Here is a 26814-nt window from a genome sequence, read left to right on the forward strand (position 1 = left end):
TCAATCCATGGTGAAGGCGGAACGGCGCCGCTGGGCCATCGCGACCTGCGTAGCGCTTGTCGTGGCGGCGATCGGCGACGCTGGTCCCGAGATTATCGAGTCCCGCAGCCTGGTCGCCGGTTACGACGGGCCGGGGCCGCTGATCTACCTCGGAGTGGCCGCCATGGTGGCGGCCTTCAGGTGGCGCTTCACGCCGTTGTTGGCGGTGGTGACGGGCGTCTTGTTTCTCTTCGGCGGGTTCTCCGACGCCTCCTTCGTGGGTCGGCTCGGTACCCCGACGGAACCCGTCCAGTTCTACGCGGGATGGCTTCAGATGGCCGGATTCGCCGCGGCTGTGGCGTTCGGGATCGCCGCCGTCTGGGTGCATGGTTCCGGGCCGGCCCGGACAGCGGATGCAGACAGACGACAGGACACTGAGACGGAGGGACCTCGACGGTGAGCGCGATCGTGGCGAGAGTGACGGCGGCCCGCAGAAGCACAAGGTTGTCGCTGTGGGGGCTGGTGGTGGGCATCTTGGGACTGCTCATCCAATGGATCGCGGATCCCGGCAAGTTCCCCCCGTTCCCACCGGGGATCGTCTTCATCGTGGTGTGCGGTGCCTTGGTGGTGTTCACCGTTCCGCGCTGGTGGGCACCGGTGTTCTCGGTGCTGATCTCATTGTGGATCGTCCTCGGCGGGTGGGCGGCCGGCCAGCTGACGCCGAATTTCCGATCGGAGAACGCGGGGACTGTCGCGGGCAATGTGGTGATGTCGCTCGGGCTGGTGTTTGCCGCGGCCACGGGGGTCGTGGCGATGCTCGGGGCGTGGCGGGCTCGGTGATTCCGGTCGGCCAGACCCTGGCCTGGATCATCAACCCGACCGTGATCAAGGCCGTCGTCAGAGCTCGTCGACTGGCGACGCCGTGCGGCGGTGTGGGGTCGGAACCCGGTGGCGGACGGAAGATCCGTTGTTAGACTTGGCCGAGTTGGGTCAGTGACACGACCAGGGAGACCAGACATGGCGGGTGACGACGACATCTCCGGGTGAGACCGGACATGTTCGGCCATCGGTTCGGCGCGCGTAGGCGCAGCCGTCGTGGCCATGCCGTCGCTCCACCGGTCCCGTTCGTCGTCGGGCCGCTCACGCGCGCCCAACCCACCCTCCGAGGTCACTCACCATGTCTGACGCTTTCATCGTCTGCTCGAACCTGTCCTTTTCCTGGCCGGACGACACTCCGGTCTTCTCCGACCTGTCCTTCAGCGTCCCCGGCGGTCGCACCGGTCTGGTCGCGCCCAACGGCGCCGGCAAGAGCACCCTGCTGCGGCTGATCGCCGGGGAGCTGCGGCCCAGCGGCGGTAGCGTCACGGTCGACGGTCTGCTCGGGTACCTGCCGCAGACCCTGCCGCTGGCCGGGAACCTGGCCGTGTCGCAGGTGCTCGGCGTCGCCGAACGCATCGCGGCGCTGCACGCCATCGAGGCCGGCGACGCCAGCGAGACGCACTTCGCCACCATCGGCGACGACTGGGACATCGAGGAGCGCACCCGCGCCGAGCTGGATCGGCTCGGCCTGGGCGACCTGTCGCTCGACCGGCCGCTGCACACGCTCAGCGGCGGCCAGGTGGTCTCCCTCGGGCTGGCGGCGCAGTTGCTGCGCCGCCCGGACGTGCTGCTGCTCGACGAGCCGACCAACAACCTGGACCTGGCGGCCCGGCACCAGCTCTACGACGTGCTCACCGACTTCACCGGGTGTCTGCTGCTGGTCAGCCACGACCGGGAGCTGCTGGACCGGATGGACCGCATCGCCGAGCTGGAACGCGGCGAGATCCACTGGTACGGGGGCAACTTCACCGCGTACACGGAGGCGGTGCGGGCGGCGCGCGAGGTGGCCGAGAGCAACCTGCGCAACGCCGAGCAGGAGGTCAAGCGGGAGAAGCGGGAGATGCAGCAGGCCCGGGAACGGGCCGACCGGCGGGCCAGCAACGCCTCGAAGAACCTGAAGAACGCCGGCCTGGCCCGGATCGTCGCCGGTGGGCTGAAGCGCAGCGCGCAGGAGTCGGCGGGCAGGGCCCAGGACACACACTCCGCCCGCCTCGGTCAGGCCAAGGCCCGACTGGACGAGGCCGGCCGGGCCGTCCGCGAGGAGGACCGGATCGTCGTGGACCTGCCGGACACCACCGTCCCGGCCGGACGGACGGTCTTCACGGGTACGGGGATGCGGGCCCGCTTCGACGACCGGGACCTGTTCGGCGGCGACGGCGCGGACCTGGTGATCCGGGGTCCGGAGCGGATCGCGCTCACCGGGGCGAACGGCGTGGGCAAGTCGACGCTGCTGCGCCTCGTCAACGGCGACCTCGAACCGGCCGGCGGCGAGATCCGCCGGGCCGACGGGCGGATCGCGTACCTGTCGCAGCGGCTCGACCTGCTGGACCCCGACCGGACGGTGGCGGAGAACTTCGCCGCGTACGCGCCGAGCCTGCCGGACGCCAAGCGGATGAACCTGCTGGCCCGGTTCCTGTTCCGGGGCGCCCGGGTGAACCTGCCCGTCGGGGTGCTCTCCGGCGGTGAGCGGCTGCGCGCCACCCTGGCCTGTGTGCTCTGCGCGGAGCCGGCGCCGCAACTGCTGCTGCTCGACGAGCCGACGAACAACCTGGACCTGGTCAGCGTCGCCCAGTTGGAGAGCGCGCTGACCGCGTACCAGGGGGCGTTCGTGGTGGTCAGCCACGACGAACGGTTCCTGGCCGAGATCGGCGTGCAGCGCTGGCTTCGCCTGACCGACGGCCAGCTACGCGAGATCGCCGCCCCCGACCAGGGCTGAGCCCTGGCCCGACCCTGGCCCGACCCTGGCCCGACCCTGGCCCGACCGCCCCGTCGATCATGGAGTGGTGGTGCCCACAAAGCGCGGTTATGGGCGCTTTGCCACCCACCACAACTCCTTGATCGGCGGGGCGGGCCGAGGACGGGCCGAGGACGGGCCGAGGACGGGCCGAGGGCGGGCCGAGGGCGGGTCAGCTCACGTTGGCTGGGCCGAGGACGCTCTTGAGGTCACCCATCAGCGCGGTCGTCGCCGCCACCCGGAACGGTCCCAGCCGCAGGGTGGTGGTACGGCCGCCGTTGAGCAGCTTCACGTGCACCTCGGTGTCGCCGGGGTGCAGCACCAGGGTCTCCTTGAGCCGTTCCACCAGCGGCGGGGTGCACCGGTGCACCGGGATGGTGAGGGTGACCGGCTTGTTGGTGGCGCTGGTGCTCACGTCCGGCATGGACATGTCCATCGCCATGATGCGTGGGGTGTCGTCGCGGCGGTCCACCCGGCCCTTGACCACCACGATGGCGTCCTCGGCGATGTACTGCCCGATCACCTCGTAGGTGTTCGGGAAGAACAGCGTCTCCACACCGCCGGCCAGGTCCTCCAGGGTGGCCGAGGCCCAGGCCCGGCCCTGCTTGGTGACCCGCCGTTGGACGCCGGAGAGGATGCCGGCGAGGGTGACGACCGCCCCGTCGGGCACCGCGCCGTCCTCGGCCAGGGACGCGATCGTGGTGTCGGCCGCCGCGCCCAGGATGTGTTCCAGGCCGAACAGCGGGTGGTCGGAGACGTACAGGCCGAGCATCTCGCGCTCGAAGGCCAGCTTGTCGCGCTTCTCCCACTCGCTGTCGCCGATCACCGGCATCACCGTCGTGCTGCCGGTGTCCGCGTCGCCGAAGCCGGCGCCGAACAGGTCGTACTGGCCGACGGCCTCCTTGCGCTTGACGTCGGCGTACGCGTCGATCGCGTCGGCGTGCACCGCGAGCAGGCCCTTGCGGGGGTGCTCCATGGAGTCGAACGCGCCCGCCTTGATCAGCGATTCGATGGTCTTCTTGTTGCAGACCACCGCGTCCACCTTGGACAGGAAATCGTAGAAGTCGGTGTACTCGCCCTTCTCCGCGCGGCACCGCATGATCGAGGCGACGACGTTCGCGCCGACGTTGCGGACCGCCGCCAGGCCGAAGCGGATGTCCTTGCCGACCGGGGTGAACGGGCCCGCCGAGGTGTTCACGTCCGGCGGCAGCACCTGGATGCGCATCCGGCGGCACTCGGACAGGTACAGCGCCATCTTGTCCTTGTCGTCGCCGACCGACGTGAGAAGACCGGCCATGTACTCGGCCGGGTAGTGCGCCTTCAGGTAGGCCGTCCAGTAGGAGACCAGGCCGTACGCGGCGGAGTGCGCCTTGTTGAAGGCGTACCCGGCGAACGGCACCAGCACGTCCCACACGGCCTGGATCGCCTCGTCGGAGTAGCCGCGCTCGCGGCAGCCGTCCCGGAACGGGATGAACTCCTTGTCGAGGATCTCCTTCTTCTTCTTACCCATCGCCCGGCGCAGCAGGTCCGCCTGGCCGAGGGTGTAGCCGGCGAGGATCTGCGCGGCGCGCTGCACCTGCTCCTGGTAGACGATCAGGCCGTGCGTCGGCGCCAGGATCTCCCGCAGCGGCTCCTCCAGCTCCGGGTGGATCGGCGTGATCTCCTGGAGGTTGTTCTTGCGCAGCGCGTAGTTGGTGTGCGAGTCGACGCCCATCGGTCCGGGCCGGTACAGCGCCAGGACGGCGGAGATGTCCTCGAAGTTGTCCGGCTTCATCAACCGCAGCAGCGAGCGCATCGGCCCACCGTCGAGCTGGAAGACGCCGAGGGTGTCGCCGCGGGCCAGCAGCTCGTACGCGGCCTTGTCGTCCAGCGGCAGACCCAGCAGGTCGAGCTTGAGGCCGTGGTTCAGCTCGATGTTCTTGACCGCGTCGTCGATGATCGTCAGGTTGCGCAGGCCGAGGAAGTCCATCTTCAGCAGCCCGAGCGACTCGCAGGTCGGGTAGTCGAACTGCGTGATGATCGCCCCGTCCGCGTCGCGGCGCATCAACGGGATGTGCTCGATGATCGGCTCGGCGGACATGATGACGCCGGCCGCGTGCACACCGGTCTGCCGGATCAGCCCCTCGATGCCCTTGGCCGTGTCGATCACCTTGCGCACGTCCGGGTCGGAGTCGTACAGGCCCCGGATCTCGCCCGCCTCGGCGTACCGGGGGTGCTTCGAGTCGAAGATGCCGGTGAGCGGGATGTCCTTGCCCATCACGGCCGGCGGCATGGCCTTGGTGATCCGGTCACCGACCGCGTACGGGAAGCCCAGCACCCGGGCCGAGTCCTTGATCGCGGCCTTCGCCTTGATCGTGCCGAAGGTGGCGATCTGGGCGACCTTGTCCTCACCCCACTTGTCGGTGACGTACTTGATCACCTCACCGCGCCGACGCTCGTCGAAGTCGATGTCGACATCCGGCATCGAGACCCGCTCGGGGTTGAGGAACCGCTCGAAGATCAGGCCGTGCTGGATCGGATCCAGGTCGGTGATGCCCAGCGCGTACGCCACCAGCGAGCCGGCGGCCGAACCACGACCCGGGCCCACCGCGATGCCCTGCTTCTTCGCCCACTGGATGAAGTCGGCGACCACGAGGAAGTACGACGGGAAGCCCATCTGGTTGATGACGCCCAGCTCGTACTCCGCCTGGACGACGTGCCCCTCGGGGATGCCGTTCGGGTAGCGACGGCCCAGCCCGGCGAAGGTCTCCTTGCGGAACCAGGACTCCTCGGTCTCGCCGTCGGGCACCGGGAAGCGTGGCATCAGGTTGTGGAACTCGAACATGCCCTTCGGATCGACCTTCTCGGCGACCAACAGCGTGTTGCGGCAGCCCTGCTGCCACAACTCGGACGAGTCGACCGCGCGCATCTGGTCGGCGCTCTTGACGAAGTAGCCGCCGCCCTCGAACCGGAACCGGTTCGGGTCGTCGATGTTGCTGCCGGTCTGCACACACAGCAGCACGTCGTGCGCGGTGGCCTGCGCCTCGTGCGTGTAGTGCGAGTCGTTGGTGACCACCGGCGGGATGTCCAGCTTGCGGGCGATCTCGGTGAGCCCCTCGCGGACCCGACTCTCGATGGAGAGGCCGTGATCCATGATCTCCAGGAAGTAATTGTCCTTGCCGAAGATGTCCTGGTAGCTCGCGGCGACCTTGAGCGCCTCGTCGAACTGCCCCAGCCGCAGTCGGGTCTGCACCGCCCCCGACGGGCAGCCCGTGGTGGCCATGATCCCCTCGGCGTGCTCGGCGATCAGCTCCATGTCCATCCGGGGCCACTTGACGTAGTGCCCCTCCATGGAGGCGCGCGAGTTGAGGGTGAACAGGTTCTTCAGACCCTGCGCGTTCTTCGCCCACATGGTCTTGTGGGTGATCGCGCCGTTACCCGAGACGTCGTCGCTCTTCTGCTCCGGCCGACCCCACTTGACCCGCGCCTTGTGGTAGCGAGACTCCGGCGCCACGTACGCCTCGACGCCCAGGATCGGGGTGATCCCGGCGGCCATCGCCTGGTTGTAGAAGTCGTTCGCGCCGTGCATGTTGCCGTGGTCGGTGATCGCCACCGCCGGCATGCCCAGCCGGTTGGCCTCGGCGAACAGGTCCTTCAACCGGGCCGCTCCGTCGAGCATCGAGTACTCGGTGTGCACGTGCAGATGCGCGAACGAATCAGCCATGCGTGGCGCCCCCCGGCGGTGTGGATCTAGGTGGTCGGAGCCGACCGGCACCTACCCTACCGAGGTGATCTCGGCGGCTCCACCGTCCGCGCCGAGGGTGGTCCGCGTCTCCTGTTCGCACCCGACAGGCCTAGGCTCGACGGATGGCGAGGTACTACGACGTACACCCGGAAAACCCGCAGCCCCGCGTGATCGGGCAGGTTGCCGACCTGGTCCGCGGCGGCGGCCTGATCGCCTACCCGACGGACTCCTGCTACGCGCTCGGCTGCCAACTGGGCAACCGGGACGGGTTGGACCGGATCCGCGCGATCCGCCATCTCGACGAGCGGCACCACTTCACCCTGGTCTGCCGGGACTTCGCGCAGCTCGGCCAGTTCGTCCAGATCAGCAATGCGGTGTTCCGCCTGGTGAAGGCGTCCACGCCGGGCAGCTACACGTTCATCCTGCCGGCCACCAAGGAGGTGCCCCGCCGGATGCTGCACCCGAAGAAGCGGACCGTCGGCGTGCGGGTGCCCCGGCACACGGTGACCCAGGCGCTGCTCGCCGAGCTGGGCGAACCGCTGGTGTCCAGCACCCTGACGCTGCCCGGCGAGGACGAGCCGATGACCCAGGGGTGGGAAATCAAGGAACAGCTCGACCACCAGCTCGACGCGGTGCTGGACGCCGGCGAGTGCGGCATGGAGCCGACGACGGTGATCGACCTGTCCGGGCCGGAGCCGGAGATCCTGCGCCGGGGCGCCGGGGACGTGTCCCGCTTCGAGTAGCCCGGGTCGGGTGCCGGACCGGACGAGGACGGACCAGCGCCGACGGCCGCACGCTTGAGGATCGGCCACCGGCGAGCATTGGACACCCGGCCGGCATCCCCGACCCCGCTGACCTCGACGCCCTGGCCCGTTCCGCCGCGCAGGGCGACCCGGCGGCGCTGGACGCTCTGCTGGTCGCGGTGCGTCCGGAGGCGCTGCGGCTGTGCGCCCGATTCCTGCCCAACCGCCAGGACGCCGAGGAAGCCTGCCAGGACCACGCTCCTGGCGCTGGCCGGCGGCATCACCCGGTTCGAGGGTCGCTCCTCGTTCCGTACCTGGCTGCACCGGCTGGCCGCCAATCGGGTCCGCTCCACGTACCGCAGGTTGCGTCGCCGCTGTCGACTGGAGGCCGGCGGTGTTCCGGTGCCCGATCAGGCCGATCCGCGGCGGACCAGCGTGGTCGCGGGCACCCGCCTCGATCTGCTCGACGCGTTCGACTCGGTCCACCCCGACCACGCCGAGGTGGTGGCCCTGCGCGACGTGCTCGGGCTGAGCTACCCCGAGATCGCCACCCTGCTCGACCTTCCGGTGGGCACGGTGAAGTCCCGGTTGCACCTGGCCCGGCGGCAGGTCCGGCAACGGCTCGGCGCCGGACGATCCCGTCATCGTTCCGCCGGCTCACCGTCGTCCTCGCGGCCACCGTGGGGGTCGCCGCCTGCGGCGCCGACGCCGTCTCGCCGCCGCCCGTCCAGCCGCCCGGCCCGACCCGTTCGACGCCGGCACCCCCGGCGATCTCCGCGAGCCCCCGCGCCCACCGCGTCGCCGTCCCGACCGCCGCCGACCAGCGGGCGTCCGCCCGCACCACCCACACCAAGGGGTACGCCCCGAACGACTCCCCCGTCGACCACCGCGACACCGGCCTGCCAGGGCGCGGTCCGCTACGACCTGCCACTCGCCGAGACCGAGATCGAGCTGCTGCGATCGCTCTGCTTCGCCACCGGTGCGGTGCTGCGGATCCAGGGCATCGGGCCCGGGCTCGTCACGGTGGACGTCGGCTACTTCCAGGTCGGCCCGGCCAGCTTCGTCGAGCGGAACTTCCGCCAGGGCGCGTCCTGCTGAGTGTGTGACCACGTGGCGGGGCGTCGGTGTCGACCGGGCGCCCCGCACGTCCCAGCGGCCCGAGCGGGGCTTGGCACACACGATGATGTCTCAGTAGACAACACTGTGTGGCACACAGTATGGTGTGACACATGGTTAGCGAGGACGTTCTACGGACGCATCTGCAGGAGTTGCGTCGAGGCACCGTCGTGGTGGCCAGCCTGGTCGCGCTCCGGCGACCGGACTACGGCTACGCACTGCTGCAACGGCTCACCGACCACGGCTTCCCGGTGGACGCCAACACGCTCTACCCGCTGCTGCGCCGCCTGGAGGACCAGGGCCTGCTGACCAGCGAGTGGAACACCGAGGAGAGCCGGCCGCGCAAGTTCTACCGGACCAGCGACGAGGGCGAGTCGATGCTGAGCCGGCTCCTGGACGACCTCGCCGCCGTACAGACCTCCATCACCGGGCTGATCCAAGGAGTCGACCGATGAACACCCTGACCGATCGCTACCTCGCCGCCACCCTGCGCTCGGTGCCCGCCCCGCGCCGCGACGAGATCGCCACCGAGCTGCGCGCCTCCATCGAGGACATGATCGAGGACCGGACGGGCGGCGGCGCGAACGCGGCAGCCGCCGAGCGGGAGGTGCTCACCGAGTTGGGCAACCCCGACCGGTTGGCCGCCCGCTACGCCGACCGCCGGCTCCAACTCCTCGGCCCGACCTACTACCTGATCTGGCTGCGGCTGCTGAAGCTGCTGCTCAGCTTCATCCCGGCGCTCGCCGGCACGGTCGTCGCGATCGTCGCGGTCGTCGAGGGCAAGGGCTTCGGCGCCATCGGCCCGGGCCTCGTCGTCGCCCTGCACGTGGCGGTGCACATCTGCTTCTGGCTCACCCTGACGTTCGTCCTCATCGAGCGGTCGCAGCCCACCGTCGACCTGCCCGACTGGACCGTCGACCAACTCCCCGACGTCCCCGCGCACCGGGACATCTCGCTCGTCGACACCATCGCGACGGTGACGATGCTGGTGGTGTTCATCGGCTACCTGCCGTGGCAGCACTACCAGTCCTGGGTGCGCGACACCGACGGCGACAACATCCCGCTCCTCGACCCGGCTCTCTGGTCGTTCTGGCTGCCGGCGCTGATCGGCGTGCTGGTCCTCGACGTGGTGTTCGAGATCGTCAAGTACCGGATCGGGCGCTGGAGCTGGCGGCTCTTCGCGACCAAGGCGCTGCTCAACCTGGCGTTCACGGTGCCGGTGGTGTGGCTGGCGCTCTCCGACCGGCTGCTCAATCCGGCCCTCGGTGAGCGGCTCGACTGGCTGGCGGTCGCCGACAATCGCGAGATCCTCGCGGTCATCATCGCGCTGAGCACCGCCGGGATCGCGGTGTGGGAACTGATCGACACCGCACTGAAGACCCGCCGCCGGACCACCTGAGCGGCACCCGGGACGGCGGCCCGGCGCGGATGTCCGCGCCGGGCCGGCGTTCTGCGCGAGCCCGCCTGCCCGTACGGCATCGGCGACGCCCGCTCAGGACGACGGGAGACACCGCCAGTGGCGGAAGTCGCCGGTACGCGACCAGACGTCGCGCGCCGCACTGATGTTCCAACCAGGATCCAGCGCGGTCCGGCGGTCAACACCGAGCCGTGACAGCTCCATGTCGCTGAACTGGAACAGGCCCCAGCGCCGCGACCCGTCGGTGGTCACCTCCACCCGTAGCGGATCCAGCCCGGACAGACACCGCGCCAGCCACACGGCCTCGGACGGGTCTTCCGGGAACCTCGCCCGGAGGTACTTGCTGATCCGGTTCTCCGTCCACCGGACAGGCGACACCGGACCGTCCTGGAGCGCGTCGAGCACCTGCCCGTCCACCGTGCCGCTGACCTCCAGGGCGGCCAGCGCCTGAAAGGCGATCACCCGGCTGGTGGTGTCGGGTCCGAACCACCCGTCGACGGGTACGCCCAACCCACCCGCCACCAGCCGCTCCTGGACATCCAGCACGCAGGGGCCGTACATGCCCTGGCGGAGGACGACGGGGCACGCGCCGCTCGATTCGGCGCCGCTCGACCTGGGGATCATTCCGTCGCCGCCGGGCAGCAGCGCGCCCACGATCAGCGCGCCCACCAGCGCCAGCGCGCCCAGTGACAGCCGGCGACGCGCCGGCCGTGGTCGGTCGGTGGACCGGCGGGGACCGGCCGCCTCGGCGGACACCGGAGCGGAAGGCAGCGGCGCCGGGTATGCCGGCTCGTCGGGCGCCGGTTGGCCGGTGGGGCGCATCGGCTCGCCGAGCTGCGCTTCGATGTCACGGCGTAGGTCGAGCCACCGTTCGATCTCGGCCGCGGACGTGCCGCACGCGGCGAGCAACGCCACGACGGTCCGTTCCCGGGGCAGCGTGTTCCGCCCCAGCATGGTGGCGAGTGTGCTCGGCGGGAGCCAGTGCCCGGCCGCCGAGGCCCGACGGGAGATCTCCCGGTACGTCAGGCCGGAACGCCTCCGCACGTTCCGAAGTGACACCAGGTACTCCCCCGCCGTGGCCGCCTGCGGCACCGGATCCCGGACAGCGTCAATCATCGGATCTCCCCCGTGTCGTTGATGTGGCCGGGCTTGGACCGATCCCCGGTCCCACCCGACGGCTCGCACGACGCAGAGCGTCGCGGTCATCGTCGAAAACGCTAGATAGTCGCGTCGTGGCGGACAATGCCCTGGTCAGGGTAATGCGGTGTCCGCGCAGCTCAGAGCCGTCTGTCCGGGTTGTGTCCGACCATCTCGGACAGACCCCGCGACGACTTGCCCGAAGGCGTGCGGGGTCAGCAGAATCAGGCGATGACCACGGGGGACCTCCGACCGCGTGCTGCGGCAGACCCGGCCGAGTTCGTCGACCTGCTGCGCCAGCTCAAGGACCGGTCACGGCTGACGTTCCGGCAACTGGAACAGCGCGCGGTCGCGGCGGGCGACGTGCTGGCCCGCAGCACCGCCGCCGACGTCCTGCGCCGGTCGACACTGCCGCGACCCGAGGTTCTGGCGGCCTTCGTGCGCGCCTGCGGCGCCGCTGACGAGGTCGACGAGTGGCTGCGGGCGCGGGACAGATTGGCCGCGGGCGCGTACGCCTCTGCCGAGCCGCCCGTGGAAGCGTCGTTCGGAGCGCGCGCGGACGACGTGCTGACCGTCGGCCCGGACGAGACGCGATCGGGCTTGTTCACCCGACCCGGGCCGCTGGCGCTGCTCGTCGTGGCCACCCTGCTGGTCGGTCTCGGCGTCTGGTTCTGGTGGCCGGACGACGACGGGCCCAGGACGTCGGACCGTACCGCTGTCGGCGCGTCGCCGACCGGCAGCGCCTCGGCCAACGGAACGGCGTCCGGCACCGGCCAGGGATCGCCGGCCAGCGGTCGGAGCCGGATTCATCCCGCCCGTGACCCGCAGCTCTGTATCAGCGAGGGTCGCGATCGCAGCGCCCGATACGAGAACGAGGTGGCGGTCCAGCGCCCCTGCGTGGGCGCCACACCGCCGGAGACCTACCTGGTGCCGGTGACCGACGGCATGTACTTCGTCAGGTGGGAGCACCCGGTCAAGGGGATCGGCTGCCTCACGGTGCGCCGCGAGGATCCCGGGCAGAACCTCATCGAGCCTCAGCACGAGTGCCGCACCGACTCCTGGGACCAACTGTTCCGCTTCGAACCGACCGGGTCGGCACCGAACGCGTACCGCCTGCGACCGGCGGGCGGTGACCTGTGCGTGGGCATCCGCGACGACGACACGGAGGTACCGGCCGAGGCCGCCGCCGAGCCGTGCACAGGCCAACCCGACCAGGTGTTCCTGATCGATCTGGTGGCGGAGGGCTGACGCCAGCGTGGGCGGGACGCTTGGTGCTTGATCGACTCCGGTTCACGGAAAGCGGGGTGTCCGCACGCGGCGGACACCCCGCTTTTCATGAAGTCGAGTCGATCAAGGGCCGGGCCGGACCTCAGGCGTCGACGGCCGCCATCACGTCGTCGGAGACGTCGAAGTTGGCGTAGACGTTCTGCACGTCGTCGCAGTCCTCCAGGACGTCGATCAGCTTGAAGATCTTGCGGGCGCCCTCTTCGTCCAGCGGGACGTTCATGCTGGGGATCAGGGAGGACTCGGCCGACTCGTACTCGATGCCGGCGTCCTGCAACGCCGTCCGCACCGGGATCAGGTCGGTCGGCTCGGAGACCACCTCGAACGCCTCACCGAGGTCGTTGACCTCCTCCGCGCCGGCGTCGAGGACGGCCATCATGACGTCGTCCTCGCTGGTGCCCTCCTTGGGCACGATCACCACGCCCTTGCGGGAGAACATGTACGACACCGAGCCGGCGTCGGCGAGCGAGCCGCCGTTGCGGGTCAGCGCGGTGCGCACCTCGGTGGCCGCCCGGTTGCGGTTGTCGGTGAGGCACTCGATCAGCATCGCCACGCCGTTCGGGCCGTACCCCTCGTACATGATGGTCTGCCAGTCGGCGCCGCCGGCTTCCAGGCCGGAGCCGCGCTTGACGGCGCGGTCGATGTTGTCGTTGGGAACCGAGCTCTTCTTCGCCTTCTGGATGGCGTCGAACAGCGTCGGGTTACCGGACGGGTCGCCGCCGCCGGTCCGGGCGGCCACCTCGACGTTCTTGATCAGCTTGGCGAACATCTTGCCGCGCTTGGCGTCGATGACGGCCTTCTTGTGCTTGGTGGTCGCCCACTTTGAGTGGCCGGACATCTTCTACCTCCGTCTGTCATTGCACGCCTGCGTCGACTGCCGCACCGATTCCGCGCCGCATCCGGCGGTCCGGCGGCCGGTCGGCCCCGCGGGAAGTGCCGCGCCGGGCGACGGCCCTGCCGAACCGCGGCAATCTTACCGAGGTCACGCCCCGCCATGTCACACCCGGGACCCGCCCGGGGCAGCGGCGCGGCGTCGGGGGGCCATCAGACCAACGGCCCGGGGGCCCGATCCATGCCCGCGCGGCGGTGTCGGCCGCTCAGGCGGTCCGTGCCAGCTCGACGAAGTACGCGTGCAGGCGCAGGTCGCCCGTCAGCTCGGGGTGGAAGGAGGTGGCCAGCAGGTTGCCCTGCCGGACCGCCACAATCCGCTCGGCGGCCGGGCCGCCGCTCACCGTGCCGATCACCTCGACGGCCGGGCCGACCCGCTCGACCCACGGCGCGCGGATGAACACCGCGTGGAAGGGGTCGCCCGGCACGCCGGTGATCTCCACCGGTGCCTCGAACGAGTCAACCTGCCGCCCGAACGCGTTACGCCGTACCGTCATGTCGATGCCGGCGAAACCGCGCTGGTCGGCGCGGCCGTCCAGCACCTCGGTGGCCAACATGATCATGCCGGCGCAGGAGCCGTAGACGGGCATGCCGTCAGCGATCCGCTTGTCGATCGGCTCGCGCATCTCGAAGATGTCGACGAGCTTGCTGATGGTGGTGGACTCGCCGCCGGGGATCACCAGACCGTCCACCGCGTCCAGCTCGCCCGGCCGGCGGACCGGACGGGCGTCCGCACCCGCCGCGGTCAGTGCCGCCACATGCTCGCGGACGTCACCCTGCAGGGCGAGGACACCGATCGCTGGTGTCGCCACGTTTGCACCGTTCCTCTCGATCCCGCGTTAGGAAGGTGCCCTTCCTATACGTCAGGCGTTAACAAGGTGCCCTTCCTTGCACACCAGCCGCGTTTTGCACACCAGCCGCGTTTTGCACACCAGCCGCGTTTTGCTCACCAGCCGCGCTCGGCCAGGCGGTGCGGCTGGGGAATCTCGTCAACGTTGATGCCGACCATCGCCTCACCCAGACCACGTGAGACCTTCGCCAGCACGTCCGGGTCATCGTGGAAGGTGGTGGCCTTGACGATCGCGGCGGCCCGCTGCGCCGGGTTACCGGCCTTGAAGATGCCGGAGCCGACGAACACGCCCTCCGCGCCGAGCTGCATCATCATCGCGGCGTCGGCCGGGGTGGCGATCCCGCCGGCGGTGAACAGCACGACCGGCAGCTTGCCGCTCTCGGCGACCTCCTTGACCAGCTCGTACGGGGCCTGCAACTCCTTGGCCGCCACGTACAGCTCGTCGGCCGGCAGCGACGACAGCCGGCGGATCTCCTGGCGGATCTTCCGCATGTGGGTGGTGGCGTTCGAGACGTCACCGGTGCCGGCCTCGCCCTTGGAGCGGATCATGGCCGCGCCCTCGGTGATCCGGCGCAGCGCCTCGCCCAGGTTGGTCGCGCCGCAGACGAAGGGCACCGTGAACGCCCACTTGTCGATGTGGTTCGCGTAGTCGGCCGGGGTCAGCACCTCGGACTCGTCGACGTAGTCCACGCCCAGCGACTGGAGGATCTGCGCCTCGACGAAGTGCCCGATGCGGGCCTTGGCCATCACCGGGATCGACACGGCGGAGATGATGCCGTCGATCATGTCGGGGTCGCTCATCCGGGACACCCCGCCCTGCGCGCGGATGTCGGCGGGCACCCGCTCCAACGCCATCACCGCGACCGCGCCGGCGTCCTCGGCGATCTTGGCCTGCTCGGCGTTGACGACATCCATGATCACGCCGCCCTTGAGCATCTCGGCCATGCCCCGCTTCACGCGGGCCGTGCCGACGACGGGGGCGGTACCGGTGGTCGAGGCGGTGGTGTCGGACACGGATCGGCGCTCCTAGAACGTGCGGCGGGCGGTGGCAGCGAAAATGCTACGCACGGCGCAACGCCGCTTCGACAGCCAATCAGGCCCCCGGTGGCCTGCTCTGTGGCCCCGCTCACGGTCCGCCGGCACCGCTGCCGACCTGGTCAGCCCGCCGGCACGTCCGCCGGCACGACGAGCGTCGGATCGTCGATGTCGAAGTAGCGCGGCCACTGACGACCCCGCCCCATCCGCAACAGCCGCACCAGCGGACGGCTACGCGCCGACCGGGCGTCGCGGACCAGGTCGGTGTGTACCTGCCGGGACAACGCGAGCCGGCGGCTCGCCGCGATGACCGCCGTGCAGTCCGCGTCGGCCGGGTCCAACCGCACCGTGCGTAGCTGCCGGGTCAGGTCGTTCTCCGCCGCCTCCCGCTCGTCCGGCACGGCGTCGAGCGCGATCCGGGCCGCCGCGTACAGCTCGACGCCGAACCGCCGCTCGGCCAGCACCGCGGCGGCCGCCGCCCGACGCAACAGGTGGGCGTCGAGGGCCCGCGCCGCAAGCTCCGCGCGGGCCTGCAGCCGCTCGACCCGGCCGGCGGTCCAGATGAGGTACGCCGCAAGCACCCCCACGAGCACACTCGCGGCCACCACCCACCACATGTGCGGCATCGTAGTGCTGCTCCGTTTCTCCTCCATCGCGCGCGTCGCCGCTCGTCACCGGCGTCACCAGGCGCACCATCGGTCACTCCGGCTCAGCCCAGCCCCACCCATTCCTGGTCGATGACCCGCCCGTCGGTCGCCTCGATCGCCGCTGCGTATACCTCCAGAACACGGCGGGCAACCATGGGCCAGTCGAAATTCGCCACCACCTGATCACCGCAGGCCGTCAGCGCGGCCCGTGCTCCCGGATCGTCGAGCAACTCGGACAGCGCGTCCCGCAGCCCGACCGCGTCGCCGGTCGGGAACAACCGCCCCGCCCGCCCACCGTCGAGCACCCGCCGGAACGCGTCCAGGTCGCTCGCCACGACCGTGGTGCCGGCGGCCAACGCCTCGGTAAGGATCATGCCGAACGACTCGCCGCCGGTGTTCGGCGCCACGTACAGGTGCACGCTGCGCAGCATCCGCGCCTTGTCCGGCTCGGAGACCAGACCGAGGAACGTCACCCGATCCCGCAGCTCGGCCGGGAACTGGTCGTACAGGTCGTCCGGGTCACCCGGGCCGGCGACCAGCAGCCGCAGGCCCGGACGGGTCGCCGCCAGCGCCACGAAGGCGTCCCGCAGCACCGGGAAGCCCTTGCGCGCCTCCGTGAACCGCCCCAGGAAGCCCAGCGTGCCGCCGGTGCCCGGCCCACACTCCCCCGGCCACTCCGGCAGCGGCTCGGCGTCGGCGAACTTCGCCACCGCCACCCCGTTGGGGATCTCCACCGCGCCGCCGTCCATGTGCTCGACCTGCACCTTGCGGGCCAGCGCGCTCACCGCGATCCGGGCGGTGATCCGCTCCAACACGATCTGCAGCACGCCCTGGGCGGCCGCCAGCACCCGCGAGCGGGTCATCGCCGTGTGGAAGGTGGCCACCACCGGCCCGCGCGCCGACAGCACCGCCAGCAGCGACAGGCTCAACGTCAGCGGCTCGTGTACGTGCAGCACGTCGAAGTCACCGTTGGTGAGCCAACGCCGGACGCGGGCCGTGGAGACCGGGCCGAACGCGATCCGGGCCACCGACCCGTTGTACGGCAGCGGCACCGCCCGACCGGCGGACACCACGTACCCCGGCAGGTCGGCGTCCTCGTCGGCCGGCGCGAGCACGCTGACCTCGTGCCCGAGGGTGATCAGCGTCTCGGCGAGGTCCACGACGTGGTTCTGCACGCCGCCGGGGACGTCGAAGGAGTACGGGCAGACGATACCGATCCGCATGCGTCAGCCACCCCCTTCAGGACCGACCCGAGGTCGACGCCGGCAGGTCCGTGCCCCCCGCGCCGCGCTGGTCCAGCCACATCCGCTGCAACATGTGCCAGTCTTGCGGATGCCGGGCGATGCCCGTCGCCAGACGGTCGGCGATCATCTGGGTCAGCGACCGGACCCGCGCGTCCAGTGGCCCCGCCTCCGGGCCGGGCACCGGCAGCGGGCCGGCGAGCGACGCGCACGCCCGGTCCTGCTCGTACCACATCGAGGCCACGTAGAGCGGCGCACCGGTGTGTATCGCGAGCAGCGCGGGGCCGGCGGGCATGCGCGTCTTCGCGCCGAAGAAGTCCACCTCGACGCCACGGGCCGACAGGTCCCGGTCGGCCAGCAGCGGCACGACCGCGCCTGAGCGCAGCCGGTCCAGCAGCACGTCGAACGCCGGACGCGGGCCGCCGTGGGTGGGCAGGATCTCCATGCCCAGCTTCCCGCGGAACGCCAGGAACCGCTTGTACACGCCCTCCGGCTTGAGCCGTTCCATGACCGTGCTGATCGGCCAGCCGGTGGCCGCCACCCAGGCGCCCGCCGCGTCCCAGTTGCCGGCGTGCGGCAGCGCCACCACCGCGCCCCGGCCGGCGGCGACGTCGGCGGCCAGCAGCTCCGCGCCGTCGAGCCGGAAGCCGGACAGGATCTGCGCCCGGCTCAACGACGGCAGGCGGAACGCCTCCATCCAGTACCGGGCGTACGAGCGCATGCCACGCCGCACGAGATCGTCCAGCTCGGCCTCGGGCACCTCCGGGCCGACCACCCGGCGCAGGTTGGCGCGCAGTCGGGCCGTACCCCCGCCGCCCCGGCGGTACGCGCGGTCCGCGCCCGCCGCGAAGGCCGCCGCCGCCAGCGACCGGGGCAGCGCGCGGACCAGCCGCCAGCCGGCGAGGTAGCCCAGCTCGGTGAGGTTCACGCGGCCCGGCCGCCGGTCGCGCTCACGCCTGGCCATCCGGCTGGAGCTGCTGGGCCTGGCGGTAGACGTGCGCCATCCGCTGCCCCACCGTGAAGATCGAGATGGCGGCCAGCAGCCAGAGCGCGATCTCCAACGCGGGCTTCACGCCCACGCCGGTGAGGATCCCACCGACACCGACGATCAGCAGTCGCTCGGTGCGCTCGGCGATGCCCACGTTGCAGGTCATGCCCAGCCCTTCGGCACGGGCCTTCACGTACGAGACGAGCCCGCCGGCGGCCAGGCAGAGCAGCGCGGCGGCGACGCCCGAGTGGTCGCCCCGGGTGGCCAGCCAGTACGCCACCGCGCCGAAGACGGCGCTGTCGGCGACCCGGTCCATGCTTGAGTCGAGGAACGCGCCGAACCGGGTGGAGCCGCCGCTCATCCGGGCCATCGTCCCGTCGAGCAGGTCGGTCAACGCGAACAGAGTCACGATCAACGCGCCCGCGACCAGATGGCCGCGGGCACCGAAGCCGAGCGCGCCGACGAGCACACCAACGGTGCCCGCGACGGTGACGACATTAGGGGTGACGCCCGCGCGCAGCAGGGCGCGGGCAATCGGCTCGACGACGCGGGTCATCCCCGCGCGGGCCGACACTTGGAAGATCTTCGCCATGGCGGTCCCCACGATAACGGTCCGCGCAGCTCCGGCCATAACGCCGGTCCGGACGACCCGCCCGGGGCAGGCTTGTGCGTGTCCGGCAACGGGTGTGAGATCGAGCCGGGAGGTGAGCCAGCTCACCCGTCCACCCGTTGAGTTCTCACCGGGCAGCAGACCACCGGAGGATATCGCCGCGCACTCGCCCCGGGCCGCTTCCACCTCGCGCGGCGGTCGCCACCCACCACCGGCTGAGGGAGGTGCGCCCCATGGCGCAGAAACATCAGGACAAGGGGGCCGCCGGCGGCACGCCGGTGGTGACCGAACCCGCGCGGGTTCGCAACGTGGCGCTCGTCGGGCACTCCGGCGCGGGCAAGACCACGCTCGTCGAGGCCCTGCTCGCCGCGACCGGCACGATCGGCCGGGCCGGCAGCGTCGTCGACGGCACGACCGTGGGCGACCACGACCCCGCGGCGGTACGCCAGCAGCGCTCGGTGAGCCTGTCGTGCGCGCCCCTGCTGCACGACGGCATCAAGGTCAACCTGCTGGACACGCCCGGGTACGCCGACTTCGTGGGCGAGCTGCGGGCCGGTCTGCGGGCCGCCGACGCCGCGCTGTTCGTGGTCTCCGCCGCCGGCGGCATGGACGCGGCCACCGTCGCCCTGTGGGAGGAGTGCGCGGCGGTCGACATGCCGCGCGCCGTCGCGGTGACCCGCCTGGACGCGCCCCGCGCCGACTTCGATGAGACGGTCGCGCTCTGCCAGCGGGTCTTCGGCGACAACGTGATGCCGCTCTACCTGCCGATGCTCGGCGACGACGGGGTCTCCACCGAGGGTCTGCTCGGGCTGATCACTTGCCGGGTCTTCGACTACACCGCCGGGCTGCCCGCGGACGTCCGCGACCCGGACCCGGAGCACCAGCGGGCCATCGACGAGTCCCGCGACGAGCTGATCGAGGGGATCATCGCCGAGAGCGAGGACGAGACCCTCATGGACCGCTACCTCGACGGCGAGGAGATCAGCACCGAGGTGCTCGTCGACGACCTGGAGAAGGCGGTCGCGCGGGGCCACTTCTATCCGGCGGTGCCGGTCTGCGCCGAGACCGGCGTCGGCCTGGACGCGCTGCTGGAGGTGCTGACCGCGGCGTTCCCGTCACCGTTGGAGCACGAGCTGCCGGCGGTCACCGGGGTGGACGGCTCGCCCCGCCCGCCGCTGACCTGCGATCCGGACGGCCCGCTCGTGGCCGAGGTCGTCAAGACCACCGTCGACCGGCACGTCGGCCGCGTCTCGCTGGTGCGGGTCTTCTCCGGCACGCTGCGTCCCGACGACACGGTGCACGTCTGCGGGCACGGCATGGCCGAGCGCGGGCACCCCGACCACGACGCCGACGAGCGGGTCGGGCACCTCTACACCCCGCTGGGCGCCACCCTGCGCGAGGTGCCGCACTGCGTCGCCGGCGACATCTGCGCGATCACCAAGTCGCCCAGCGCGGAGACCGGCGACACCGTGTCGGCCAAGGACGACCCGCTGCTGATCGCGCCGTGGGAGATGCCGGAGCCGCTGCTGCCGGTGGCGATCGTCGCCCGCAGCCGTGCCGACGAGGACGCCCTCGCCCGCAACCTGGCCCGGCTGGTCGCCGGCGACCCCACCCTGCGGCTGGACCGCAACCCGGAGACCCACCAACTGGTGCTCTGGTGCATGGGCGAGGCGCACGCGGACGTCCTGCTGGACCGGCTGCGCTCCGGGGGCGTCGAGCTGGACACCGAACCGGTGCGGGTGTCGCTGCGCGAGACGCTGACCGCCCCGGCACGGGGGCACGGCCGGCACGTCAAGCAGTCCGGCGGCCACGGCCAGTACGCGGTCTGCGACATCGAGGTCGAGCCACTACCCCGGGGCGCCGGCTTCGAGTTCGTCGACCGGGTCGTCGGCGGCGCCGTCCCGCACAACTACATCCCGTCGGTGGAGAAGGGCGTCCGCGCCCAGCTGGAACGCGGACTGGTCGCCGGCCACCCGGTGGTCGACCTGCGGGTCACCCTGGTCGACGGCAAGGCGCACAGCGTCGACTCCTCCGACGCGGCCTTCCAGACCGCCGGAGCGCTGGCGCTGCGCGACGCGGCCGAGCGCGGCCAGCCGGCCCTCCTGGAGCCCATCGACGAGGTGACCATCCGGGTGCCGGACGGCTCGGTGGGCGCTGTGCTGGGCGACCTGTCCGGCCGGCGCGGCCGGGTGCTCGGCACCGAGCCGGACCCGGACGCCGACGGCCGCACCCTGGTCCGCGCCGAGGTGCCGGCCCTGGAACTGCTGCGCTACGCCGTCGAGCTGCGTTCGATGACCGGTGGCACCGGCACCTTCCGCCGCCACTTCGTCCGCCACGACCCGATGCCCACCCACCTGGCCGACCAGACCCGCAAGGAGCAAACCCCGTAACACTCCGCTCCCGCCGACCCGCGTTTCGGCTGGCCCGATCGCCCGCGCTCCGTCCCTGACGGCTGCGCGGCCGCGGGCCGTCCCTGACTGCTGCGCGGCCACGGGCCGTCCCTGACTGCTGCGCGGCCACGGGCCGTCCCTGACTGCTGCGCGGCCGCGGGCCCGGGCGGAGGGGCGCCCTAGGTGTTCGCGTCCTGTCGAGCTGCCCCATATTCGGGGCATCGCAGCCGAGGAGGGCGGCCAAAGACGCGCGCATCCGCGCGCACATGGCGGGTGGGCCGCGGTGGGCCGAGGAGCTGTTCGGTTGTCCCATATTCGGGGCAGCTCGACAGGACGACACCAGCACAGGGCCAGGCCAACACAGAGCCAGGCCGGCACCAGACCCGACCAGTACAGGACCAGACCAGGCCGGCGCGGGCCGTCACGACGCCGCAGGCGGCGGCACATGGCGGCACGTGGCGGCACGCCGCGAAGGCTGGGCAGGTGTGCGCTCTGGGCTCGGTGGGTGGGTCAGGGGTGGGTCTGGGGGTGGGTGGGGCGGGGCCAGTGGGGGCGGTCGGCGTCGCGGAGGGCGGCGGTGCGCAGGGCGGCGAGTTGGCGTTCCACCTCGACGAACTGCTCCGCCGGTAGCGGGCCGCGGTGCAGTGCCGCCGCGTTCTCTTCGACCTGGGCGACGGTACGGCAACCCGGGATCGGGATGGCCCGCCCGCTGCGGGCCCAGATCCAGCCCAACGCGCCCTGGGCGAGGGTACGACCGTCGGCGGTCAGCGCGGCACGGACCGCTCCGACCCGGCGCAGCCACTCCGGCGCCGGCCGGCCGCCGCGGAACCACTCCAGCCAGCCCGGCGTCAACCCGCGTACGTCGTCGCGGGGCAGCGTGGACGTGGCGGTGTACTTGCCGGTGAGCAGTCCCATCCCGAGGGGCCCCTGGTCGATGCTGGCCAGGTCGTACTTGTCGCAGACGGCGAGCACCTCGGGGGCGTCGCGCAGCACCGACAGGGCGTGCTGCACGGCGGCGGCGCCCGGGGCGGCCGGCCCGAGCGCGGCGGCCCGGTCGGCGCGGTCGGTGCTCCACCCGTACGCCCGGATCAGGCCCTCGGCGACGAGGTCCTCGCAGGCGGCGAACAACGCCTCCGCCCGGTGCACGGGCAGGTCGGCCAGGTGGAGCTGGTAGAGGTCGATCCGGTCGGTGCCCAACCGGCGCAGCGAGGCGATAACGGCCCGCCGCAGGTACGCCGGTGACGCGTCCTCGCCGGTGGCCTGCCGGGTCGCCTCGTCGAACGTGTAACCCCACTTGGTGGCGATCACGGCGTCGTCCCGGTGGCCGGCGAGCGCCCGGCCCAGCACCCGCTCGCCGTGCCCCGCGCCGTACGTGTCGGCGGTGTCGAAGAGGGTCACGCCCAGCTCGAGCGCGCGGCGTACGGCCCGCACCGATTCGTCGTCGTCGACCGCGCCCCAGCCCAGCGGCTGGCTGCCCTCCGCCCAGGGGCCGGCGATCGCCCAGCACCCCATGCCGAGGGCGCTGACCTCGATGCCGCTGCGCCCCAACATCCGTGTCGTGACTGCCATCGGCCGATCGTGCCACCTTCCACGGGCCGGGGTGTAGCAACCACGGACGCGGAAACGCGGTACGCCTGCGCCGACGGCGTACGGCATGATCGTCGCCATGCGACGACTGGGCGTGGACATCGGCGGGGTGCTCATCGAGCCGGCCGACGACGACGCCGACACCTCCTTCTTCGGCGCGCACTACCTGCGTACGCCCATGGTCGACGGCGCGTTCGACGCGCTCGCGGCGCTCGGGCCGGCGTTCGACGAGGTGCACCTGGTCTCCAAGTGCGGCGAGTCCACCGAGCGGCGGACCCTCCAGTGGTTGGCGCACCACGACTTCACGGCCCGCACCGGGATCCCGGTCGAGCGGATGCACTTCTGCCGGACCCGTCCGGCCAAGGCGCCGATTGCCCGGCGGCTCGGCCTGACCCACTTCGTGGACGACAAGCTCGAGGTGCTCGGCTACCTCGATTCGGTGCCGTACCGGTTCCTGTTCCGGCCCCGCCCGGCGCAGGTAGCCGAGTACGCCGCGCTGCTGCCGCTCGTACACCGGGTGGAGAGCTGGCCGGAGCTGCTGCCGCTGCTGCGCGCCGACTAGCCGGACCGGCGCGGACGCCGCGTGGGCGGCGCGGTCAGGACGGCCAGGCGCGGGCGAACAGGTCGCGGGTGTCGTGCAGCAACTGCGGCAGCACCTTGGTGCGGCCGATCACCGGCATGAAGTTCGCGTCGCCGCCCCAACGCGGCACCACGTGCTGGTGCAGGTGGGCGGCGATGCCGGCGCCGGCGACGCCGCCCTGGTTCATGCCGAGGTTGAAGCCGTGCGCGTTGCTCACCTTGCGGATCACCCGCATCGCGGTCTGCGTGTGGGACGCCAGCTCGACGGTCTCCGCCTCGTCGAGGTCGGTGTAGTCGGCGACGTGCCGGTACGGGCAGACCAGCAGGTGTCCCGGGTTGTACGGGTAGAGGTTGAGCACGACGAAGACGTGCTCGCCCCGGGCCACCACGAGGCTCTCCTCGGCGGGCAGCCCGGGGGCGAGACAGAACGGGCAGCCGGTCGGCTTCTCGTAGCCCTCGGCGGGGCGGTCCTCACCCGAGATGTAGGTCATCCGGTGCGGCGTCCAGAGCCGTTCCAGGCCGTCCGCCATGCCGCCGCTTTCCGTGTGTCGCTCCGCCCCTGTCACGAGCCGATCCTACGGAGCCGGGCCGGCGGGCCGCGACACCCGTGACCGGAAACTCGCTGCTGCAACTTCTTGACGGAGTCGAGACTCAGCCGTGAAACTTCCATTCATCCATTTCATTAGATCGATGGAAGGTGAGCTTCATGATCCGTCAGCTCGGCAGAATCCTCGCGGCGCTCGCGCTGGCCGCCGTCACCACGGTTCCCGGGGTCACCCTCACCTCCAGCGCCGCGCACGCCGACGGCTGCTACACCTGGGGTCGCACGCTGTCCCAGGGGATGTCCGGCGAGGACGTCCGGCAACTGCAGATCCGCGTCGCCGGCTACCCCGGTTACGCCGCCGTGCTCACCATCGACGGCGCGTTCGGCCCGGCCACGCGATCGGCGGTGATCCGCTTCCAGCAGGCGTACGGGCTGGGCGCGGACGGGATCGCCGGCCCGCAGACCTTCAACCGGCTCTACGCGCTCCAGGACGACGACTGCACACCCGCCAACTTCAGCTATGCCGAGCTGAACAACTGCAACAGCACCTGGTCCGGCGGCGCGGTCTCGGCCAGCACCGCCCGCGCCAACGCGCTCGTCTCGATGTGGAAGCTCCAGGCGCTGCGGCACGCCCTCGGCGACGTACCCATCGCGATCAGCAGCAGCTTCCGCAGCTACGCCTGCAACAGCGCGGTCGGCGGGGCGTCGAACAGCCGGCACCTGTACGGCGACGCGGTCGACCTGGTCGGCTCACCCTCGTTCTGCCGGCTCGCCCAGCAGGCCCGCTACCACGGCTTCGGCCAGATCCTCGGCCCCGGCTACCCGGACCACAACGACCACACCCACGTGGCGGCGGTCGGCGGCTGGTCAGCGCCGAACTGCGGCATCTGACGACGGGAAGCCCGCCTCCCGGCTGAAGATCGCGCTCGACCATGGATGTAGTGGCCTCCCTGGCGCGGGAGGCCACTACATCCTGGATCGAGCACGATCATGACGCGCGGCGTGCGACAAGCGGGCGCTACTCCGCGGCGGCGGACGGGCCGATGTTGGTGCGGGAGCTGACCACGTCCAGGATGTGGGTCACCGCCTCGGCGATCGGCACGCCGTTGCGCTGCGAGCCGTCGCGGTAGCGGAAGGAGACCGTACCGGCGGCCACGTCGTCGTCACCGGCGATCACCATGAACGGGATCTTCTGCTGCTGCGCCGTACGGATCTTCTTCTGCATCCGGTCGTCACCCGCGTCCACCTGGGCCCGGATGCCCTCGGCGCGCAGCGCCGCGACGAAGCCGTGCAGGTAGTCGGTGTGGTCCTCGCGGATCGGGATGCCCACCACCTGCACCGGAGCCAGCCAGGCCGGGAACGCGCCAGCGTAGTGCTCGGTGAGCACCCCGAAGAACCGCTCGATCGACCCGAACAGCGCCCGGTGGATCATCACGGGCCGCTGCCGGGTGCCGTCGGCGGCCTGGTACTCCAACCCGAACCGCTCCGGCTGGTTGAAGTCGACCTGGAGGGTGGACAGCTGCCAGGTCCGGCCGATCGCGTCGCGGGCCTGCACGGAGATCTTCGGCCCGTAGAACGCCGCGCCACCCGGGTCGGGCACCAGGTCGAGGCCGGAGGTCTCGGCGGCGGTCCGCAGCGCCTCGGTGGCCTCGGCCCAGTCTTCCTCGGCCCCGATGAACTTGGGCGAGTCGTCCCGGGTCGACAGCTCCAGGTAGAAGTCGTCCAGGCCGTAGTCGCGCAGCAGGTCCAGCACGAAGCTGAGCAGCGTGGTCAGCTCGCCGGCCATCTGCTCGCGGGTGCAGTAGATGTGCGAATCGTCCTGGGTTAGGCCCCGGACCCGGGTGAGGCCGTGCACGACGCCGGACTTCTCGTACCGGTAGACCGTGCCGAACTCGAACATCCGCAGCGGCAGCTCCCGGTACGACCGCCCGCGCGCCCTGAAGATCAGGTTGTGCATCGGGCAGTTCATCGCCTTGAGGTAGTAGTCCGCGCCCTCGAGCTGCATGGGCGGGAACATGGTGTCCGCGTAGTACGGCAGGTGACCGGAGGTCTGGAAGAGCTGCGCCTTGGTGATGTGCGGGGTGTTGACGAACTCGTACCCCGCCTCCTCGTGCCGCCGCCGCGAGTACTGCTCCATCTCGCGGCGGATGATGCCGCCCTTGGGGTGGAAGACCGCGAGGCCCGAGCCGATCTCGTCGGGGAAGCTGAACAGGTCCAGGTCCGCGCCGAGCTTGCGGTGGTCGCGCCGGGCGGCCTCCTCCAACAGCTTCAGGTACGCCTTCAGCTCGTCCCGGGTCGGCCACGCGGTGCCGTACACCCGCTGCAGTTGGGGGTTCTTCTCCGACCCGCGCCAGTACGCGGCGGCCGAGCGCATCAGCTTGAACGCGCCGATCAGTCGGGTGGTCGGCAGGTGCGGGCCCCGGCACAGGTCCGACCAGCAGACCTTGTCCTCCTTGGCGTCGAGGTTGTCGTAGATCGTCAGCTCGCCGCCGCCGACCTCCATCACCTCGTCGGTGTCCAGGCCCTCGCCCTTGACCTCGATCAACTCCAGCTTGAACGGCTCGTCGGCCAGCTCGGCGCGCGCCTCGTCGAGGCTGCCGAAGCGGCGGCGACGGAACCGCTGCCCGGACTTGATGATCTCCTGCATGCGCTTCTCGAGCTTGCTGAGGTCATCGGGCTGGAACGGCTTGTCGACGTCGAAGTCGTAGTAGAAGCCGTTCTCGATGGGCGGCCCGATGCCCAGCTTGGCCTCGGGGAAGACGTCCTGCACGGCCTGCGCGAGCACGTGCGCGGTGGAGTGCCGCAGCACGTTCAGCCCGTCCGGCGAGTCCAGGCTGACCGGCTCGACGACGGTCTCCTCGGCCGGTGACCAGTCCAGGTCGCGGAGCTGGCCCTGCGGGTCGCGGACCACGACGATCGCCTTGGGGCCGTTCGCGGGCAGTCCGGCCGCGGCCACCGCGTCGGCCGCCGTCGTCCCGGCGGCGACGACGACGGGGTCGGCCACGGCGGGGGTACGGGGTGCGGACACGGTGATTCCTCCAAGCAGTACGAAACGGTGCCGGCAGTCGGCTCCTGCCGATGCTATCGGGTAAGGAAGGGCACTTTAGTAACGCCTCCGGTAGAGCAAGGTGCCCTTCCTAACGGTCGGCGTTGAACCTTTCGCGTCTCGAATCCGAACTACGTGGTGTGGCCGGAAACCGGTGCCGGTCGCGCCGAGAGGGA

General features: G+C 71.2%; 23 protein-coding genes. 11 read left to right on the forward strand and 12 right to left on the reverse strand.

Annotated elements, in window-relative coordinates; all coding sequences use genetic code 11:
* Positions 1–7 precede the first annotated feature (7 nt).
* The 3 genes from AB0I89_RS03610 to abc-f all read left to right on the forward strand — a co-directional run bounded on the left by AB0I89_RS03610 (position 8) and on the right by abc-f (position 2794).
* Complete coding sequence (locus AB0I89_RS03610) at positions 8–439, forward strand: hypothetical protein (protein WP_357119582.1); 432 nt, start codon at positions 8–10, stop codon at positions 437–439.
* The gene (locus AB0I89_RS03615; protein WP_357119585.1) at positions 436–819 is read left to right on the forward strand and encodes a hypothetical protein; all 384 of its coding nucleotides are present in this window, start codon (positions 436–438) and stop codon (positions 817–819) included. Before AB0I89_RS03610 ends, AB0I89_RS03615 begins: the two co-directional genes overlap by 4 nt.
* Positions 820–1156: 337 nt before the next feature.
* A complete protein-coding gene (gene abc-f / locus AB0I89_RS03620; RefSeq protein ID WP_357119588.1) occupies positions 1157–2794 on the forward strand; it encodes a ribosomal protection-like ABC-F family protein in 1638 nt (545 codons plus the stop codon).
* Between the two features lie 190 nt (positions 2795–2984).
* On the opposite strand, the gene dnaE is transcribed toward abc-f, so the two are convergent.
* Positions 2985–6515: a DNA polymerase III subunit alpha gene (dnaE, locus tag AB0I89_RS03625; RefSeq protein WP_357119591.1), complete on the reverse strand. Its 3531-nt coding sequence runs from the start codon at positions 6513–6515 to the stop codon at positions 2985–2987.
* A 143-nt stretch (positions 6516–6658) separates the two neighbouring features.
* Between dnaE and AB0I89_RS03630 the strand changes: the two genes are divergently transcribed.
* From AB0I89_RS03630 to AB0I89_RS03645, 4 genes are all read left to right on the forward strand, one after another.
* Positions 6659–7279, forward strand: a complete 621-nt coding sequence (locus AB0I89_RS03630; RefSeq protein WP_357119594.1) for an L-threonylcarbamoyladenylate synthase — start codon at positions 6659–6661, stop codon at positions 7277–7279.
* Positions 7280–7357: 78 nt separating this feature from the next.
* The gene (locus AB0I89_RS03635; protein ID WP_357119596.1) at positions 7358–8377 is read left to right on the forward strand and encodes an RNA polymerase sigma factor; all 1020 of its coding nucleotides are present in this window, start codon (positions 7358–7360) and stop codon (positions 8375–8377) included.
* Positions 8378–8508: 131 nt separating this feature from the next.
* Positions 8509–8850 carry a PadR family transcriptional regulator gene (locus AB0I89_RS03640; RefSeq protein ID WP_110564981.1) on the forward strand — a complete coding sequence of 114 codons (342 nt, stop codon included), beginning with the start codon at positions 8509–8511 and terminating at the stop codon, positions 8848–8850.
* Positions 8847–9794, forward strand: a complete 948-nt coding sequence (locus AB0I89_RS03645) for a permease prefix domain 1-containing protein (protein WP_357119599.1) — start codon at positions 8847–8849, stop codon at positions 9792–9794. The genes AB0I89_RS03640 and AB0I89_RS03645 overlap by 4 nt, the downstream gene beginning before the upstream one ends.
* Positions 9795–9887: 93 nt before the next feature.
* On the opposite strand, the gene AB0I89_RS03650 is transcribed toward AB0I89_RS03645, so the two are convergent.
* Positions 9888–10928: a peptidoglycan-binding protein gene (locus AB0I89_RS03650; protein WP_357119602.1), complete on the reverse strand. Its 1041-nt coding sequence runs from the start codon at positions 10926–10928 to the stop codon at positions 9888–9890.
* 252 nt (positions 10929–11180) lie between these two features.
* Between AB0I89_RS03650 and AB0I89_RS03655 the strand changes: the two genes are divergently transcribed.
* Positions 11181–12197, forward strand: coding sequence for a helix-turn-helix domain-containing protein (locus AB0I89_RS03655; protein WP_357119605.1), 1017 nt, complete (start codon positions 11181–11183; stop codon positions 12195–12197).
* Between the two features lie 121 nt (positions 12198–12318).
* On the opposite strand, the gene AB0I89_RS03660 is transcribed toward AB0I89_RS03655, so the two are convergent.
* From AB0I89_RS03660 to pgsA, 7 genes are all read right to left on the reverse strand, one after another.
* The gene (locus tag AB0I89_RS03660; protein ID WP_139587604.1) at positions 12319–13071 is read right to left on the reverse strand and encodes a YebC/PmpR family DNA-binding transcriptional regulator; all 753 of its coding nucleotides are present in this window, start codon (positions 13069–13071) and stop codon (positions 12319–12321) included.
* 259 nt (positions 13072–13330) lie between these two features.
* Positions 13331–13933: a pyridoxal 5'-phosphate synthase glutaminase subunit PdxT gene (gene pdxT / locus AB0I89_RS03665; RefSeq protein WP_357119609.1), complete on the reverse strand. Its 603-nt coding sequence runs from the start codon at positions 13931–13933 to the stop codon at positions 13331–13333.
* Between the two features lie 134 nt (positions 13934–14067).
* A complete protein-coding gene (gene pdxS, locus AB0I89_RS03670) occupies positions 14068–14985 on the reverse strand; it encodes a pyridoxal 5'-phosphate synthase lyase subunit PdxS (protein ID WP_357119612.1) in 918 nt (305 codons plus the stop codon).
* Between the two features lie 143 nt (positions 14986–15128).
* On the reverse strand, positions 15129–15632 hold the full coding sequence (locus AB0I89_RS03675; RefSeq protein WP_357119615.1) for a hypothetical protein: 504 nt from the start codon (positions 15630–15632) through the stop codon (positions 15129–15131).
* Positions 15633–15715: 83 nt separating this feature from the next.
* Positions 15716–16876: a glycosyltransferase family 4 protein gene (locus AB0I89_RS03680; protein ID WP_357119619.1), complete on the reverse strand. Its 1161-nt coding sequence runs from the start codon at positions 16874–16876 to the stop codon at positions 15716–15718.
* Between the two features lie 16 nt (positions 16877–16892).
* Positions 16893–17822, reverse strand: a complete 930-nt coding sequence (locus tag AB0I89_RS03685; RefSeq protein ID WP_357120747.1) for a phosphatidylinositol mannoside acyltransferase — start codon at positions 17820–17822, stop codon at positions 16893–16895.
* A gap of 22 nt (positions 17823–17844) precedes the next feature.
* Entirely contained in the window at positions 17845–18474 is a 630-nt protein-coding gene (gene pgsA, locus AB0I89_RS03690; protein WP_355053455.1) for a phosphatidylinositol phosphate synthase, read from the reverse strand.
* Positions 18475–18725: 251 nt separating this feature from the next.
* Between pgsA and AB0I89_RS03695 the strand changes: the two genes are divergently transcribed.
* The gene (locus AB0I89_RS03695; protein WP_357119623.1) at positions 18726–20882 is read left to right on the forward strand and encodes an elongation factor G-like protein EF-G2; all 2157 of its coding nucleotides are present in this window, start codon (positions 18726–18728) and stop codon (positions 20880–20882) included.
* Between the two features lie 510 nt (positions 20883–21392).
* Here AB0I89_RS03695 and AB0I89_RS03700 read toward each other — a convergent pair.
* Positions 21393–22451, reverse strand: coding sequence for an aldo/keto reductase (locus AB0I89_RS03700; protein WP_357119626.1), 1059 nt, complete (start codon positions 22449–22451; stop codon positions 21393–21395).
* Positions 22452–22548: 97 nt separating this feature from the next.
* Between AB0I89_RS03700 and AB0I89_RS03705 the strand changes: the two genes are divergently transcribed.
* Positions 22549–23031 carry a hypothetical protein gene (locus tag AB0I89_RS03705; RefSeq protein ID WP_357119630.1) on the forward strand — a complete coding sequence of 161 codons (483 nt, stop codon included), beginning with the start codon at positions 22549–22551 and terminating at the stop codon, positions 23029–23031.
* Positions 23032–23065: 34 nt separating this feature from the next.
* Here the strand turns inward: AB0I89_RS03705 and AB0I89_RS03710 are convergent, their stop codons facing one another.
* Positions 23066–23578 carry an HIT domain-containing protein gene (locus AB0I89_RS03710; RefSeq protein WP_357120750.1) on the reverse strand — a complete coding sequence of 171 codons (513 nt, stop codon included), beginning with the start codon at positions 23576–23578 and terminating at the stop codon, positions 23066–23068.
* Between the two features lie 176 nt (positions 23579–23754).
* Here AB0I89_RS03710 and AB0I89_RS03715 point away from each other — a divergent pair, with 176 nt between their 5' ends.
* The gene (locus AB0I89_RS03715; RefSeq protein ID WP_357119634.1) at positions 23755–24483 is read left to right on the forward strand and encodes a D-Ala-D-Ala carboxypeptidase family metallohydrolase; all 729 of its coding nucleotides are present in this window, start codon (positions 23755–23757) and stop codon (positions 24481–24483) included.
* Between the two features lie 127 nt (positions 24484–24610).
* On the opposite strand, the gene thrS is transcribed toward AB0I89_RS03715, so the two are convergent.
* Positions 24611–26620: a threonine--tRNA ligase gene (gene thrS, locus AB0I89_RS03720; protein ID WP_357119637.1), complete on the reverse strand. Its 2010-nt coding sequence runs from the start codon at positions 26618–26620 to the stop codon at positions 24611–24613.
* Positions 26621–26814 lie beyond the last annotated feature (194 nt).

It is taken from the genome of Micromonospora sp. NPDC049801, assembly GCF_040656575.1.
Classification (GTDB): domain Bacteria; phylum Actinomycetota; class Actinomycetes; order Mycobacteriales; family Micromonosporaceae; genus Micromonospora.

Bases quoted from the DNA above. Each gene is read 5' to 3' on its own strand.
- AB0I89_RS03610 (WP_357119582.1), top strand. From the start codon at position 8: ATGGTGAAGGCGGAACGGCGCCGCTGGGCCATCGCGACCTGCGTAGCG.
- abc-f (WP_357119588.1), top strand. From the start codon at position 1,157: ATGTCTGACGCTTTCATCGTCTGCTCGAACCTGTCCTTTTCCTGGCCG.
- dnaE (WP_357119591.1), bottom strand. From the start codon at position 6,515: ATGGCTGATTCGTTCGCGCATCTGCACGTGCACACCGAGTACTCGATG.
- AB0I89_RS03630 (WP_357119594.1), top strand. From the start codon at position 6,659: ATGGCGAGGTACTACGACGTACACCCGGAAAACCCGCAGCCCCGCGTG.
- AB0I89_RS03640 (WP_110564981.1), top strand. From the start codon at position 8,509: ATGGTTAGCGAGGACGTTCTACGGACGCATCTGCAGGAGTTGCGTCGA.
- AB0I89_RS03645 (WP_357119599.1), top strand. From the start codon at position 8,847: ATGAACACCCTGACCGATCGCTACCTCGCCGCCACCCTGCGCTCGGTG.
- AB0I89_RS03650 (WP_357119602.1), bottom strand. From the start codon at position 10,928: ATGATTGACGCTGTCCGGGATCCGGTGCCGCAGGCGGCCACGGCGGGG.
- AB0I89_RS03655 (WP_357119605.1), top strand. From the start codon at position 11,181: ATGACCACGGGGGACCTCCGACCGCGTGCTGCGGCAGACCCGGCCGAG.
- AB0I89_RS03660 (WP_139587604.1), bottom strand. From the start codon at position 13,071: ATGTCCGGCCACTCAAAGTGGGCGACCACCAAGCACAAGAAGGCCGTC.
- AB0I89_RS03675 (WP_357119615.1), bottom strand. From the start codon at position 15,632: ATGCCGCACATGTGGTGGGTGGTGGCCGCGAGTGTGCTCGTGGGGGTG.
- AB0I89_RS03680 (WP_357119619.1), bottom strand. From the start codon at position 16,876: ATGCGGATCGGTATCGTCTGCCCGTACTCCTTCGACGTCCCCGGCGGC.
- pgsA (WP_355053455.1), bottom strand. From the start codon at position 18,474: ATGGCGAAGATCTTCCAAGTGTCGGCCCGCGCGGGGATGACCCGCGTC.
- AB0I89_RS03695 (WP_357119623.1), top strand. From the start codon at position 18,726: ATGGCGCAGAAACATCAGGACAAGGGGGCCGCCGGCGGCACGCCGGTG.
- AB0I89_RS03700 (WP_357119626.1), bottom strand. From the start codon at position 22,451: ATGGCAGTCACGACACGGATGTTGGGGCGCAGCGGCATCGAGGTCAGC.
- AB0I89_RS03705 (WP_357119630.1), top strand. From the start codon at position 22,549: ATGCGACGACTGGGCGTGGACATCGGCGGGGTGCTCATCGAGCCGGCC.
- AB0I89_RS03710 (WP_357120750.1), bottom strand. From the start codon at position 23,578: ATGGCGGACGGCCTGGAACGGCTCTGGACGCCGCACCGGATGACCTAC.
- AB0I89_RS03715 (WP_357119634.1), top strand. From the start codon at position 23,755: ATGATCCGTCAGCTCGGCAGAATCCTCGCGGCGCTCGCGCTGGCCGCC.